The sequence below is a fragment of the Pseudomonas sp. S12(2018) genome, from assembly GCF_024355235.1.
Classification (GTDB): domain Bacteria; phylum Pseudomonadota; class Gammaproteobacteria; order Pseudomonadales; family Pseudomonadaceae; genus Aquipseudomonas; species Aquipseudomonas palmensis.
Genome location: NZ_QLAD01000001.1, coordinates 646,723 through 660,625 on the forward strand (window position 1 = coordinate 646,723; position 13,903 = coordinate 660,625).

Genomic DNA, 13,903 nt, shown 5'->3' on the forward strand with positions numbered 1-13,903 from the left:
CCACTCGGCGGGCCGTCATCATCCGGCTCGACGCCCTCGTCCTCGAGGTCGTCATCCTCCATCAGTGGCGGCTCGAGCTCGAACACCATGCCCTGGCCATTCTCACGGGCATAGATACCCAGGATGGCGCCGGCAGGCACGTACAGCGTGTGGGCAACCCCACCGAAACGCCCCTCGAAGCTCACGGCTTCGTTATCCATGTGCAAGTGACGCACGGCATTGGGCGACACGTTCAAAACGATCTGGCCATCGCTGGCGAAGCCCTGAGGCACCTGCACCGCAGGGTACTCGGCATTGACCAGCATGTGCGGCGTGCAATCGTTGTCCACGATCCACTCATACAAGGCTCGCACCAGATACGGACGACTGGAGTTCATCAACGGCTCCTTAAAACCTAACGCATATCGCGTTCAGCGGCGGACAGGCTGGCCTTGAAGGCTTCCCGCGCAAACTGACGCTCCATGTAATCGAGCAGCGGCTTGGCTGGCCGCGGCAGTTCGATACCCAATACCGGCAAACGCCACAGTATGGGCAATAGACAACAATCCACCAGGCTTTGCTCCTCACTCAGGAAACAAGGCTTGTCGGCGAACAACGGCGAAACGCCGGTAAGGCTCTCGCGCAGCTCCTTGCGCGCCTGCACGCGGGCAGGCTCCTTGCTGCGCGGGTCGAGAATCAGGTCCACCAGCGAACACCAGTCACGCTGGATACGGTGGATCAGCAGGCGGCTGTTGGCACGCGCCACCGGGTAGACCGGCAACAGCGGCGGGTGCGGGTAGCGCTCGTCGAGGTATTCCATCACCACGGTCGACTCATACAACGCCAGGTCACGATCAACCAGGGTCGGTACGCTGCCATACGGGTTGGCTTCCAGCAGCTTGGGCGGCTGGCGCCCGGCTTCGACACTGATGATCTCGACGCCGACACCTTTCTCGGCGAGAACGATGCGCACCCGATGAGAATAATGATCAGCGGGGTCGGAGTAGCAGGCTAACCGATTGGTCACGCCCATGGGGGTCCTCCTCGCGTGTTGAACTTATGAAATTACAAATGCAAACGCGCCCTGGGGGCCCTCCATACTGCAGAGGGACCCCAGGGCGCGCGTTAAACTAACAGATTTTACCCTGTGATCAGTGCACGTCCTTCCAGTATTCGCGCTTGAGCAGGTAGGCGAACACGAAGAAGAAGGCCAGGTACAGCAACACGTAGGTGCCGATGCGCTGGCTCTGCAGCTTGACCGGGTTGGCCGAGTAGGCCAGGAAGGTCACCAGGTTCTTGACCTTCTCGTCGAACTGCTCGTCGGTCAGGGTACCGGATTTCGGCACGATGGTCAGCTGATCGCACGCTTCGTGGGTCAGCGGGGCACCGGTGAGCGGGTCAAACTGCTTCTTGCCCTCGACCACGGTCTGGATCTGCTTGCAACCGACCACCTGACGCCCCTGCAGGCCCACCAGCACGTTTGGCATGCCAACGTTGGGGAAGACCTTGTTGTTCACACCCCAAGGGCGTGACGGGTCCTCGTAGAAGGCCCGCAGGTAGCTGTACAGCCAATCGGTGCCGCGTACCCGCGCCACCAGGGTCAGGTCGGGCGGCGCCGCACCAAACCAGGCCTTGGCGTCGGCCGGCTGCATGCCGATGTTCATGTGGTCGCCGATCTTGGCGCCGGTGAACACCAGCTTCTCGAGCATCAGCTCGTGCGGGATGCCCAGGTCATCGGCGACACGCTCGTAACGCTGGAACTTGGCGCTGTGGCAACCCATGCAATAGTTGGCAAAGGTCCGTGCGCCGTCCTGCATGGCGGCCTTGTCGGTCAGGTCGATGTCGACCTTGTCCAGTTCCACGCCGTGTTCGGCGGCGAAGGTCAGCGAAGGCATCACTGCCAGGAGCAATACTGCAAATAGCTTTTTCATCAGCCAGTCACCCTTTCCGGAACCGGTTTGGTCTTCTCGAGCCTGGTGTAGAACGGCATCAGAATGAAGTAGGCGAAATACAGGAAGGTACATACCTGCGACAGCAAGGTGCGACCCGGGGTTGGCGCCAGCACGCCGAGCACGCCCAGGATCACGAAGGAGATGCAGAACACCCACAGCCAGGCCTTGCTCATCCAGCCCTTGTAGCGCATCGACTTGACCGGGCTACGGTCCAGCCATGGCAGCACGAACAGCACCGCGATCGCAGCACCCATGGCGATCACGCCCAGCAGCTTGTCGGGTACCGCACGCAGGATCGCGTAGAACGGCGTGAAGTACCACACCGGGGCGATGTGCTCCGGGGTCTTGAACGCGTTGGCCTGTTCGAAGTTGGGTTTCTCCAGGAAGTAGCCGCCCATTTCCGGGAAGAAGAACACGATCATGCAGAAGACGAACAGGAACACCACCACGCCGACGATATCCTTGACGGTGTAGTACGGGTGGAACGGGATGCCGTCCAGCGGAATGCCGTTCTCGTCCTTTTTCTTCTTGATGTCCACGCCATCCGGGTTGTTCGAACCCACTTCGTGCAGCGCCAGGATGTGCAGCACCACCAGGCCGAGAATCACGATCGGCAGGGCCACCACGTGCAGGGCGAAGAAGCGGTTCAGGGTAATGCCGGAGATCAGGTAGTCGCCACGGATCCACTGGGTCAGGTCGCCGCCGATGACCGGGATGGCGCCGAACAGCGAGATGATCACCTGGGCACCCCAGTACGACATCTGGCCCCAGGGCAGCAGGTAGCCCATGAAGGCCTCTGCCATCAGCGCCAGGTAGATCAGCATGCCGAACAGCCATACCAGCTCGCGTGGCTTCTGGTACGAGCCGTAGAGCAGGCCACGGAACATGTGCAGGTAGACCACGATGAAGAACGCCGACGCACCCGTGGAGTGCAGGTAGCGCAGGATCCAGCCGTATTCGACGTCACGCATGATGTATTCGACCGAGGCGAACGCCTCTTCGGCCGAAGGGGTGAAGCTCATGGTCAGCCACACGCCGGTCACGATCTGGTTGACCAGGACCAGCAGGGCCAGGGAGCCGAAGAAATAGAAGAAGTTGAAGTTCTTCGGTGCGTAGTACTTGCTCAGGTGATCTTCCCACATCTTGGTGGCGGGGAAGCGGGCGTCAACCCAGTCCATGAACTTACTCATCACGCGTTCTCCTGATCGACGCCGACGACGATGATGTCATCCGACTCGTACGAGTGCGGTGGCACTGGCAGATTGAGCGGCGCTGGCTGGGACTTGTAGACGCGGCCGGCGAGGTCGTAGTGGGAGCCGTGGCATGGGCAGAAATAGCCACCCACCCACTTGGGACCCAGGTCGACAGGCGCCACTTCGGGACGGAAGGTCGGCGAGCAGCCCAGGTGGGTGCACAGGCCGACGAGCACGAGGATTTCCGGCTTGATCGAGCGGTTCGACGGGTCGACGTAGGCCGGCTGCTCCGACGCCTTGGACTCGGGGTCGGAGAGCTCACCGGTGATCTTCTTCAGGTTGCCCAGGATCTCCTCGGTGCGGCGGACGATGAACACGGGTTGGCCGCGCCATTCAGCAATCATCTGCTGGCCGGGCTCCACCTTGGCGATGTTGACCTTGACCGGTGCACCGGCAGCTTTCGCCTTGGCACTGGGAAACCATGACCCTACGAACGGGACCGCAGCCCCCACCGCTCCTGCAGCACCCACCACGGACGTGGCTGCTACCAGGAAGCGACGCCGGCCTGCATTGACGCCGTCATTGCTCATTCAGTCCTCTCCCATCAGCTTTGTGGCCTGTTGCAACAGGCATCTACTAAGTAAATTTCGAACTGCTAAAAATAAATTTCGAACTGCTAAAAATTTGCCGCATGGTAATGAAAAGACCCATCGAAGACAAGGTTATTACCCGGCATAAAGGCTGTATCCCTTATAGCACTTGACCTGCGTCTATGCGGCAAGTTGTCACACAGGGTCGGCAGCCCCTTTTATTCAAGACATAAAAAAAGCCCGGTTCCACCAGGAACCGGGCTTTTTTTGAACGCCGAAGCGAATTAACGCTTGGAGTACTGAGGACGCTTACGTGCTTTACGCAGACCCACTTTCTTACGCTCGACTTCACGAGCGTCACGGGTAACGAAGCCAGCTTTGCGCAGAGCGCCACGCAGGGTTTCGTCGTAGTCCATCAGTGCACGGGTGATACCGTGACGGATAGCGCCCGCTTGACCGCTGACACCACCACCGATGACGGTGACGTAGATGTCGAACTTCTCGGTGGTTTCGGTGAGTTCCAGCGGCTGGCGAACTACCATGCGCGCGGTTTCACGACCGAAGAAGGTCTCGAGGGAGCGGTTGTTGATGGAGATGCTGCCAGTACCCGGACGCAGGAAAACGCGTGCGGTTGCAGTCTTGCGACGGCCAGTGCCGTAATTTTGAGTCGCCGACATAATGAACTATTCCGTTAAATCTTCAGTTCTTGGGGCTGCTGAGCAGTATGAGGGTGTACAGCGCCCGCATAGACTTTCAGCTTACGGTACATGTCGCGACCCAGCGGGTTTTTAGGCAGCATGCCCTTTACCGCGGTCTCGATCACGCGCTCAGGCGCTTTGGCGATCAACTTCTCGAAGTTGATTTCCTTGATGCCGCCCGGGAAACCGGAGTGGGAGTAGTACATTTTGTCCGAAGTCTTGGCACCAGTAACACGTACCTGCTCGGCATTGATCACGACGATGTAGTCGCCGGTGTCAACGTGAGGGGTGTATTCTGGCTTGTGCTTGCCACGCAGACGGCTCGCGATCTCAGTGGCCAGACGACCCAGGGTCTTGCCAGCAGCGTCAACGACGAACCAGTCGCGTTTTACTGTTTCCGGTTTAGCAGTAAAAGTTTTCATTCTTTATAGCCTCAGGGGCCGTCCCGCAATTTTAAGACGGCAGATCTTACTGAATAGTGCGTACTTTGACAAGGTCAAAGGCAGCCGGATACGGACGCTATCGGGGGCTCGGGTCAGCACGTCCAATACTCGGCAAGATTCTTCGGCGGCGGGGCATCACTTCCACTGCTGAGAGAGGTGCAGAATTATCCAGATTGCAGAAAAAATATCAACCTGCTTTTATGCTTCTTTTGCCGTGGAGATCGTCATGGAGTATCGCCAGCTGGGTCGCACCGACCTCAACGTGAGTGCATTGTGCCTGGGCAGCATGACCTGGGGCGAGCAGAACGACCAGGCCGAGGGCTTCGCCCAGATCGAACGGGCCAAGGCGGCCGGGATCAATTTCATCGATACCGCGGAGATGTACCCGGTGCCACCGCGCCCGGAAACCTACTCGGCCACCGAGCAGATCATCGGCAACTGGTTCAGCCAGCGCGGCGATCGCGCCGACTGGATCCTGGCCAGCAAGGTGGCCGGCCCCGGCAACGGCATCAGCCACATTCGCGACGGCCAGCTCAAGCACAACCGCCAGCACATCGTGGCGGCCCTGGACGCCAGCCTCAAGCGCCTGCAGACCGACTGGATCGACCTGTATCAGCTGCACTGGCCCGAGCGCAGCACCAACTTCTTCGGCAAGCTGGGCTACCAGCACCTGCCCCAGGACCACTTCACGCCGCTGGAAGAAACCCTCGAAGTGCTCGACGAGCAGGTCAAGGCAGGCAAGATCCGCCACATCGGCCTGTCCAACGAAACCCCGTGGGGCACCATGAAGTTCCTGCAACTGGCCGAAAGCCGCGGCTGGCCCCGTGCGGTCTCGATCCAGAACCCGTACAACCTGCTCAACCGCAGCTTCGAAGTGGGCCTGGCGGAAATCGCTATCCGCGAGCAGTGCGGCCTGCTGGCCTACTCACCGCTGGCCTTCGGCATGCTGTCGGGCAAGTACGAGAACGGCGCGCGCCCGGAAAACGGCCGCCTGACCCTGTTCAACCGCTTCTCGCGCTATTCCAACCCGCAGACCGTCGCCGCGTGCAGCCGTTATGTGGCCCTGGCCCGCGAGCACGGCCTGGACCCGGCACAGATGGCCCTGGCCTTCGTGACCCAGCAGCCGTTCGTGACCAGCAACATCATCGGCGCCACCTCGCTGGCGCAACTGGACAGCAACCTGGCAAGCGCCAGCCTGAAGCTCGGTGACGAGCTGCTGGCCGCCATCGATGCGATCCACCAGGATCAGCCCAACCCCGCCCCGTAAAGCGCTGCAACGGTTCCCGCAGCCCGCTGCGGGAACCGAGGGTAGACACAATCGCCAAAAAATAAGACGATCCAGCCGGTGATTGACCACTCTACCCTATAAGAATAACGACAATGATGTTTACCCAACCTACCGCATCGCTGCGGCGCGTCAGCATCCTGGCCATCGACAAGGTATTCGCATCGACCCTGATGCAGGCCAAGGATTTCTTCCACCTGGCCAGCCTGCGCTATGGCAAGCAACTGGGCCTGGGCCTGCAACCGATGTTCGAAACCCGCCTCGTGAGCCCCGACGGGCTGCCCGTGCAGAGCTTCAGCGGCGTGCAGCTACCGGTGGACAGCGGCCTCGAGCAGGCCGACGTGATCATCCTGCCGGCGTTCTGGGACGACTTCGATGCCCTGTGCCAGCGCTACCCCCAGGTACTGCCCTGGCTGCGCGAGCAGCATGCCCGTGGCGCGGTGCTGTGCGGCGAGGCCAGCGGCGTGTTCTGGCTGGCCGAGGCCGGCCTGCTCGATGGCAAGGAGGCCACCACCTACTGGCGCTTCTTCGGCCAGTTCGCCGAACGCTTCCCGAAGGTGTCGCTGAACCAGGACAAACACCTCACCGATGCCGACAACCTCTATTGCGCCGGCGGCGCCACCTCGGCCTGCGACCTGTACATCTACCTGATCGAGCGCTTCTGCGGGGCCAACGTGGCCCAGGCCGTGGCCCGCGACATCCTCTACGAGGTGCAACGCAACTACACCCCGGGGCGCATGGGCTTTGGCGGACAGAAGCTGCACCAGGACCTGATCATCCTGCAGATCCAGCAGTGGCTGGAGGAACACTTCGCCGACAAGTTCCGTTTCGAGGACGTGGCACGCAACCATGGCATGAGCATCCGCAACTTCATGCGCAGGTTCCAGAGTGCGACGGGGGACAAGCCGCTGCATTATCTGCAACGGCTGCGGATCGAGACGGCGAAGGGCTTGCTGTCGGGTACGCGCAAGAGCATCAAGACCATCAGCTACGAGGTGGGCTATGACGACGCCAGCTTTTTTGCGCGATTGTTCAGGCAGCACACGGAGCTGTCGCCTAACCAGTATCGGCAGCAATTCATGCAGGAGGCCTGAGGGCCTATCGCGGGTCACGCCCGCCCCCACAGGTTCGCTGCAAACCTCTGTGGGAGCGGGCTGAGCCGCGACAGCAGTGACGCGACTTAAGGCTTGTGTGCCCGCGACAGGAACTCGTGGGACTGCATCTCCAGCAAGCGGCTCAGGGTACGCTGGAACTCGAAGCTCAGGCGCCCGCCGGTGTACAGGTCCTTGAGCTCCACTTCAGCCGAGATGATCAGCTTGACGTTGCGGTCGTAGAACTCGTCGACCATGTTGATGAAGCGACGCGCCAGATCGTCGGTGGCCACGCCCATCTGCTCCACGCCACTGAGCAGCACCGCATGGAAGATCTTGCCCAGTTCGATGTAGTCGTTCTGGCTGCGCGGGCCGTCGCACAGTTCGCGGAAGTCGAACCAGGCCACGTCGTCGCAGGTACGCAGCGCACGGATCTCGCGGTTCTCGATCATCAGCACGTCGTTTTCCACCGCCTGGGTGCATTCCGGCGTCAATGCGCGAAAGCTCTTGCGCAGGCTCTCGTGGGCCGCTTCATTCAGCGGGAAGTGGAACAGCTCGGCCTGCTCCAGGTGACGCAGGCGATAGTCCACGCCGCTGTCGACGTTGACGATGTCGGTGTTCTGCTTGATCAGGGCAATTGCCGGCAGGAAGCGCGCACGCTGCAGGCCGTCCTTGTACAGCCCGTCCGGCACGATGTTGGAGGTGGCCACCAGGGTCACGCCGTTCTTGAACAGCTCCTCCATCAGGGTGCCAAGGATCATCGCGTCGGTGATATCGGACACGAAGAACTCGTCGAAGCAGATCACCCGCGCCTCGTCGGAGAACCGCTTGGCAATGATGGTCAGCGGGTTCTTCTCGCCCTTGAGGGTCTTCATTTCCTCGTGCACGCGCTTCATGAAGCGGTGGAAGTGCGTACGCACCTTCTGCGGGAAAGGCAGCGCCTCATAGAACGTATCGACCAGGTAGGTCTTGCCGCGCCCTACCCCACCCCAGAAATACAGGCCCTTGACGGGCGCCTGCTCTTTCCTGCCGAACAGCTTGCCGAACACACCCGGCTTGCTGTTGTGCGCCGCGACCAGGTCGTCGTACAGGCGCTGCAAGTGACGCACCGCTGTTTCCTGCGCCGCGTCATGGAAGAATTCGGGACGTTTCAGATCTGCTTGATATCGTTCTAGGGGCGTCATAATTCGTTAGCAAGGCAACAAAAGCGGGCCGTCACTGTAGCGACGGCCCCGGGTAATGGCAATCAGACTTGCGATTGACGGTCAGTCCTGCTGGGGCTGCAAGGCAGCGCGCAGGCTCTCGATGGCGGCATCGCGCGCCGTGGCATCGGCGAACTGCGGGCCGTCGGCCACGCACTCGCCTTCCAGCCACAGGCTGAAGCCCAGGCCTTCGTCACGTACATCCAGCGGCTGGCCCAGTTGCAACTGCTTGCTCACCGCGCCGGCCGCCTTGCCATCGGCAAAGCTGCGCGACAGCAGCAACTGCTCGCCGTCGGCTGCCAGCAGGCGGAAGCGGAAGCTGCCGTCCTCTTCACGGAAGCTCACGAAGCGTGCCGCCTTGACCGCCTTCTTCCTGGTTTCACCGCTGACCTGAACCGTGCTGCGGAACGAGCGCAGGCCCACTGCTTCGCGCAGTTGCTCAAGAAACGGCGTGGCGATCCTGCGGGCCTTCTGCGCGCCGGCCAGAAGAATGTCCTCCAGGTCCGCCGGGCGGGAAATCAGCTGGTGGTAATGCTCGCGCGGCGCGCTCAACTGGCCGTCGACCAGCTGGAACAGGCGCTGCTTGGCTTCGCCCCAACCCAGCCCCTGCAGCAGCTCGCTTCGGAAGGCTTCGGCTTGCTCGGCGGTGGCAAAGGCCTGGAACAGGGTGAACAGGTGCGAGTTGTCCGGGTCCTTGGCCTCGCCCGGCGCGCGCGAGTCGGTGACGATGCGCGAGATCGCGTCCTTCATCTCCTTGGCACTGGTGAACAGCGGGATGGTGTTGTCGTAGCTCTTGGACATCTTGCGACCGTCCAGGCCCGGCAAGGTGGCCACGCTTTCCTCGATCAGCGCCTCGGGCATGGCGAAGAAGTCCTTGCCCTGGCCGAACAGGTGGTTGAAGCGCTGCCCGATATCACGGGCCATTTCCACGTGCTGGATCTGGTCGCGCCCCACCGGCACCTTGTTGGCATTGAACATCAGGATGTCCGCCGCCATCAGCACCGGATAGCTGTACAGGCCCATGCTCACGCCCGCATCCGGGTCTTCGCCGCTTTCCAGGTTCTTGTCCACCGAGGCCTTGTAGGCATGCGCGCGATTGAGCAGGCCCTTGGCCGCCACGCAGGTCAGCAGCCAGGTCAGCTCGGGGATCTCGGGAATGTCGGACTGGCGGTAGAAGGTCACGCGTTCCGGGTCCAGGCCGCCGGCCAGCCAGGTGGCGGCGATTTCCAGACGCGAGCGCTGGATGCGCTGCGGGTCGTCGCACTTGATCAGCGCATGGTAGTCGGCCAGGAAGTAGAACGAGTCGACGCCCGGCTGCTGGCTGGCGAGGACCGCCGGGCGGATGGCACCGGCATAGTTGCCAAGGTGCGGCGTGCCCGTGGTGGTGATACCGGTAAGGATACGAGTGGTCATGGGTAATCGCTTATCAGGCTTGTATCAGTTCGAAAGGCGTGGCAGCACCAGATCCTTGAGGTCGGTCAGCTTGCCGTGAAAAAAGTGACCGCATTCTGCCACTTTCAGCAGCTCATGGGGGCGCGCCAGTGCATCGGACCAGGCGTAGACGATCTGCGGATCGATCACCTCGTCGGCTTCGGGCTGGATCACGCTCAAGGCACCTGCCTGCGGCAGACCGTCGGTACCGCCAAGGCGCATCACTGCCGGGGCTACCATGAACAGGTGCTTGAGCGTGACGCCCTGGGCTTCGAGCCGGCCGCCGAGGCTGGCCGCGACGAAGCCGCCGAAGGAGAAGCCCATCAGCGTCAAAGGTAATTCGGGATGTTTTTCGCGCAGCCAGGTTGCAGCGGCCTGTGCATCGTCGACTTCGCCGCTGCCCATGTCATGGCTGCCAGCGCTCTGGCCTACACCGCGGTAGTTAAAGCGCAGGGTGATGTAGCCGGCATCGCGTGCGGTGCGCTGCAGCATCGACACCACCTTGTTGGTCATGGTGCCTCCCTGCACGGGGTTGGGGTGGCACAGCAGGACGATGCCGCGAGGGTCTGCCACGTCCAGGTACAGGGCTTCCAGCTGGCCAACCGGGCCATCGATGAATACGGGGGTTTCGCGGATAAGCAAGGGTGAACTCCGTGACCTCTGGAGGGGTCGACTCGTCTAGCTGATGATTCTGTCTGAGATATTTGCGATCGCTCGCGGTATACAGCGCAGGTCCGAGCCGTTAACGTAAAGCAAAGCCGTTTATAGAGGAAGGACTCGTGGAACTCTCGCTCTTAGTTTGGTTGTTGCCGACCCTGGCCCTGGTAGTGGGTGTAGTCGTTGGTTTCCTGGTCGCCCGCCTCTTGCCCAATGCCGCCCCGAGCAGCACCCAGCGGCAGCTGGACGATATCCAGGAACGTTTTGACAGTTATCAGAGTGAAGTGGTGACCCATTTCAACAGCACCGCGGCGCTGGTCAAGAAGCTGACCCAGAGCTACCAGGAAGTGCAGGACCACCTGGCCGAAGGCGCCAACCGTCTGGCCCTGGACGAACAGACCCGTCAGCGCCTGCTGGCCGCACTGCACTCCGAGGCGCAGGGCCCGCGTGACCGTCTGACCCCGCCCAAGGACACCGAAGTGCCACGCGACTACGCGCCCAAGGCACCGAACACCCCGGGCATGCTGGATGAGCATTACGGGCTCAAGCGCTGATCGCAGCGGCCCCGTCACTGGCATGGCGCGCTCCTGCTGGAGCCGGCCTTGCCGGCGAATGCCACACCCAACCATCCGACACAAAGAAAAAAGGGGCCGATCACCGGCCCCTTTTTTCATCCCCTCACATCAACGATACCAGGGGCCCGCCGCATCCAGCGCCGGATACCTGGCCCGTGCCTGCGCCATCACATCGACCTCCAGCAGCCCGTCATCCACCAGCGCCTGCAAGCTGGCCAGCACCACACTGAAGCGGTCCACCTCGAAGAACTGGCGCAACCGCTGGCGCGTATCGCTGCGCCCGAAGCCGTCGGTGCCCAGCGTCACGTACGGCGCCGGCACGTACTCGGCAATCAGCTGCGGCCAGGCACGTACATAATCGGTCGCGGCAATCACCGGCGCATCCCCCACCAGGCACTGCGCCAGATGGCTGCTGCCGCCCAGCCCAAGACGCTGCCCGCGCTGCACATCCCGAGCATCACGCGCCAGTTCGCTGAAGCTGGTCACACTGAACACCTCGCTGGCGGTGCCCCAGTCCGCCGCCAGCAGCTCGCTCGCGGCGATCACCTCGCGCAGGATCGCCCCGGAGCCCAGCAGGCGAACCCGCCCCAGGGCATGCTCCACCGGCTGTTCGGCAAACCGGTACATCCCGCGCAACACTGCCGCATGTGCTTCAGGTGGCAGGGAGGGGTGTGGATAACTTTCATTCATCACCGCCACATAGTGAAACTCGTCGCACTGCTCCATCAGCATGCGCCGCGCCGCGTGTTCCAGAATCACCGCCAGTTCGCCGGCAAAGCACGGCTCCCAGGCGCGGCAGTTGGGCACCATGGCCGCCATCACCAGGCTCGAGCCATCCTGGTGCTGCAAGCCTTCGCCGCCCAGGGTGGTGCGCCCTGCCGTAGCCCCCAGCAGCAGGCCCCGTGCACGCTGGTCGGCCGCCGCCCATATCAGGTCGCCGACCCGCTGGAAGCCGAACATCGAGTAATAGATGTACACCGGCAACATCGGCTCGCCATGCACCGCATAGGAGGTGGCCGCCGCTACCCAGGACGACAGGGCCCCGGCCTCGGTGATGCCCTCCTCCAGCAACTGACCATCGCGCGACTCCCTGTAGGAGAGCAGCGAACTGGCATCTTCGGGTTCGTAGCGCTGCCCATGGGGCGAGTAGATGCCGATCTGCCGGAACAGGCTGGCCATGCCGAAGGTGCGCGCTTCATCGGCGACAATCGGCACCACCCGCGGCCCCAGTTCCGGGGCCTTGAGCCAGGCACCGAGCATGCGCACCGCAGCCATGGTGGTGGACATCTCCTTGCCCTCGGCGTGCAGCGCAAAACCGCCCATCACCTGAACCGCCGGTACCGGCAGCGTGCGCGCCTGGGGCCGCCGCGACGGCAGGCTGCCGCCCAGGGCATTGCGCCGCTCGCGCAGGTAGCGCATCTCCCGGCTGTTTTCGTCTGGCCGGTAGAACTGCAACTGCTCAACCTGCGCATCGCTCAAGGGCAGGTGGAAGCGGTCACGGAAGGCCAGCAGCGCCTGCACGTCGAGCTTCTTGGCCTGGTGCGCGGTCATGCGCGACTCGCCGGCCGCACTCATGCCGTAGCCCTTCTTGGTCTTGGCCAGGATCACCGTCGGCTGGCCCTTGCACGCCTTGGCGGCGGCAAAGGCGGCATACAGCTTGCGAAAATCATGGCCACCGCGCTTGAGCGCGTTGATCTCGGCCGAGCTCATGTGCTCGACCAGGCGCTGCAAGGCCGGGTGCTGGTTGAAGAAGTGTTCGAGGTTGTAGGCGCCGTCATTGGCCCCCAGGGTCTGGAACTGGCCGTCGGGGGTTGCCGCCAGCTGGCGCAGCAGCACGTGCTCGCTGTCGCGGGCAAACAGCGCATCCCATTCCGAGCCCCACAACACCTTGATCACGTTCCAGCCGGCGCCGCTGAACAGCGACTCCAGCTCCTGGATGATCTGGCCATTGCCACGCACCGGACCGTCCAGGCGCTGCAGGTTGCAGTTGACGATGAAGGTCAGGTTGTCGAGTTGCTCACGGGCCGCCAGCGTCAGCCCGGCGATGGATTCGGGCTCGTCCATCTCGCCATCGCCGAACACGCCCCACACATGGCGCTGCGCGGTATCGGCCAGGCCGCGGTGCTGCAGGTAGCGCATGAAGCGCGCCTGGTACACGGCGTTTAGCGGGCCGATGCCCATCGACCCGGTGGGAAACTGCCAGAAGTCGGGCATCAGCCACGGGTGCGGGTAGGAGCACAGGCCATCGCCTGCGACCTCCTGCCGATAGCTGGCCAACTGAGCCTCGCTCAGGCGCCCTTCAAGAAAGGCCCGGGCATAGATGCCGGGCGCCGAGTGTGGCTGGAAGAACACCAGGTCGGCCGTGCGCTGCTCGCCGCCCTCCTCGCCGCGGAAGAAGTGCTGAAACCCCACCTCGAAGATCTCTGCGGCCGAAGCGTAACTGGCGATGTGCCCGCCCAGGTCACCGTAGGCATGGTTGGCACGCACCACCATCGCCAGGGCATTCCAGCGCAGGATGCTGGTGAGGCGCTCGTCCAGTTCCAGGTCGCCCGGGTAGGCGCCCTGATGTTCGAGCGACAGGGTGTTGCGGTACGCCGAGTACGGCTGGGCACCACGCTCCAGGCCCAGTTCACGGGCATGCGCCTCCAATTGTTCGAGCAGAAACCGCGCGCGGGCCGGGCCGCAGTGCGCCAGGGTCGACTCCAGCGCCTCCAGCCACTCTGCGGTTTCGCCAGGGTCGCTGTCACCGGGCACGCCGTCGCCAGGCACAAGGTTCATCATTGCCACCATTGCATTGACCTCATCCG

14 protein-coding genes are annotated in these 13,903 nt (G+C 62.6%); 3 read left to right on the forward strand and 11 right to left on the reverse strand.

From position 1 onward, the window contains the following. The 7 genes from DN388_RS03060 to rplM form a co-directional block, all read right to left on the reverse strand. Nucleotides 1–377: ClpXP protease specificity-enhancing factor (locus DN388_RS03060; RefSeq protein WP_254996614.1), on the reverse strand; the 377-nt coding region annotated here is incomplete at its 3' end. A 17-nt stretch (nt 378–394) separates the two neighbouring features. After that, the gene (locus DN388_RS03065; RefSeq protein WP_043862050.1) at nt 395–1,012 is read right to left on the reverse strand and encodes a glutathione S-transferase N-terminal domain-containing protein; all 618 of its coding nucleotides are present in this window, start codon (nt 1,010–1,012) and stop codon (nt 395–397) included. A gap of 118 nt (nt 1,013–1,130) precedes the next feature. Beyond that, nucleotides 1,131–1,910: a cytochrome c1 gene (locus DN388_RS03070; RefSeq protein ID WP_043862049.1), complete on the reverse strand. Its 780-nt coding sequence runs from the start codon at nt 1,908–1,910 to the stop codon at nt 1,131–1,133. Next, nucleotides 1,910–3,121, reverse strand: a complete 1,212-nt coding sequence (locus tag DN388_RS03075; RefSeq protein WP_043862048.1) for a cytochrome bc complex cytochrome b subunit — start codon at nt 3,119–3,121, stop codon at nt 1,910–1,912. Before DN388_RS03075 ends, DN388_RS03070 begins: the two co-directional genes overlap by 1 nt. Next, nucleotides 3,121–3,714 carry a ubiquinol-cytochrome c reductase iron-sulfur subunit gene (gene petA, locus DN388_RS03080; RefSeq protein ID WP_043862047.1) on the reverse strand — a complete coding sequence of 198 codons (594 nt, stop codon included), beginning with the start codon at nt 3,712–3,714 and terminating at the stop codon, nt 3,121–3,123. Before petA ends, DN388_RS03075 begins: the two co-directional genes overlap by 1 nt. A gap of 284 nt (nt 3,715–3,998) precedes the next feature. Further along, entirely contained in the window at nt 3,999–4,391 is a 393-nt protein-coding gene (gene rpsI / locus DN388_RS03085; RefSeq protein ID WP_043862046.1) for a 30S ribosomal protein S9, read from the reverse strand. Between the two features lie 14 nt (nt 4,392–4,405). Then, a complete protein-coding gene (rplM, locus tag DN388_RS03090) occupies nt 4,406–4,834 on the reverse strand; it encodes a 50S ribosomal protein L13 (protein WP_043862045.1) in 429 nt (142 codons plus the stop codon). 247 nt (nt 4,835–5,081) lie between these two features. On the opposite strand from rplM, the gene DN388_RS03095 reads away from it, so the two are divergent. Then, nucleotides 5,082–6,122, forward strand: coding sequence for an NADP(H)-dependent aldo-keto reductase (locus DN388_RS03095; RefSeq protein WP_043862044.1), 1,041 nt, complete (start codon nt 5,082–5,084; stop codon nt 6,120–6,122). A 215-nt stretch (nt 6,123–6,337) separates the two neighbouring features. Then, nucleotides 6,338–7,234 (forward strand): GlxA family transcriptional regulator, encoded by an 897-nt coding sequence (locus DN388_RS03100; protein ID WP_167400212.1) that lies wholly within the window; start codon nt 6,338–6,340, stop codon nt 7,232–7,234. Nucleotides 7,235–7,320: 86 nt separating this feature from the next. On the opposite strand, the gene zapE is transcribed toward DN388_RS03100, so the two are convergent. The 3 genes from zapE to DN388_RS03115 all read right to left on the reverse strand — a co-directional run bounded on the left by zapE (nt 7,321) and on the right by DN388_RS03115 (nt 10,506). Further along, entirely contained in the window at nt 7,321–8,415 is a 1,095-nt protein-coding gene (gene zapE, locus DN388_RS03105; protein WP_043862043.1) for a cell division protein ZapE, read from the reverse strand. Between the two features lie 81 nt (nt 8,416–8,496). Then, nucleotides 8,497–9,846: a tryptophan--tRNA ligase gene (locus DN388_RS03110; RefSeq protein ID WP_043862042.1), complete on the reverse strand. Its 1,350-nt coding sequence runs from the start codon at nt 9,844–9,846 to the stop codon at nt 8,497–8,499. Nucleotides 9,847–9,870: 24 nt separating this feature from the next. Then, nucleotides 9,871–10,506 carry an alpha/beta hydrolase gene (locus tag DN388_RS03115; RefSeq protein WP_254996629.1) on the reverse strand — a complete coding sequence of 212 codons (636 nt, stop codon included), beginning with the start codon at nt 10,504–10,506 and terminating at the stop codon, nt 9,871–9,873. A 137-nt stretch (nt 10,507–10,643) separates the two neighbouring features. Between DN388_RS03115 and DN388_RS03120 the strand changes: the two genes are divergently transcribed. Next, entirely contained in the window at nt 10,644–11,075 is a 432-nt protein-coding gene (locus tag DN388_RS03120) for a YhcB family protein (RefSeq protein ID WP_043862040.1), read from the forward strand. 129 nt (nt 11,076–11,204) lie between these two features. Here the strand turns inward: DN388_RS03120 and mdeB are convergent, their stop codons facing one another. Further along, nucleotides 11,205–13,886, reverse strand: coding sequence for an alpha-ketoglutarate dehydrogenase (mdeB, locus tag DN388_RS03125; RefSeq protein WP_254996631.1), 2,682 nt, complete (start codon nt 13,884–13,886; stop codon nt 11,205–11,207). Nucleotides 13,887–13,903: the final 17 nt, after the last annotated feature.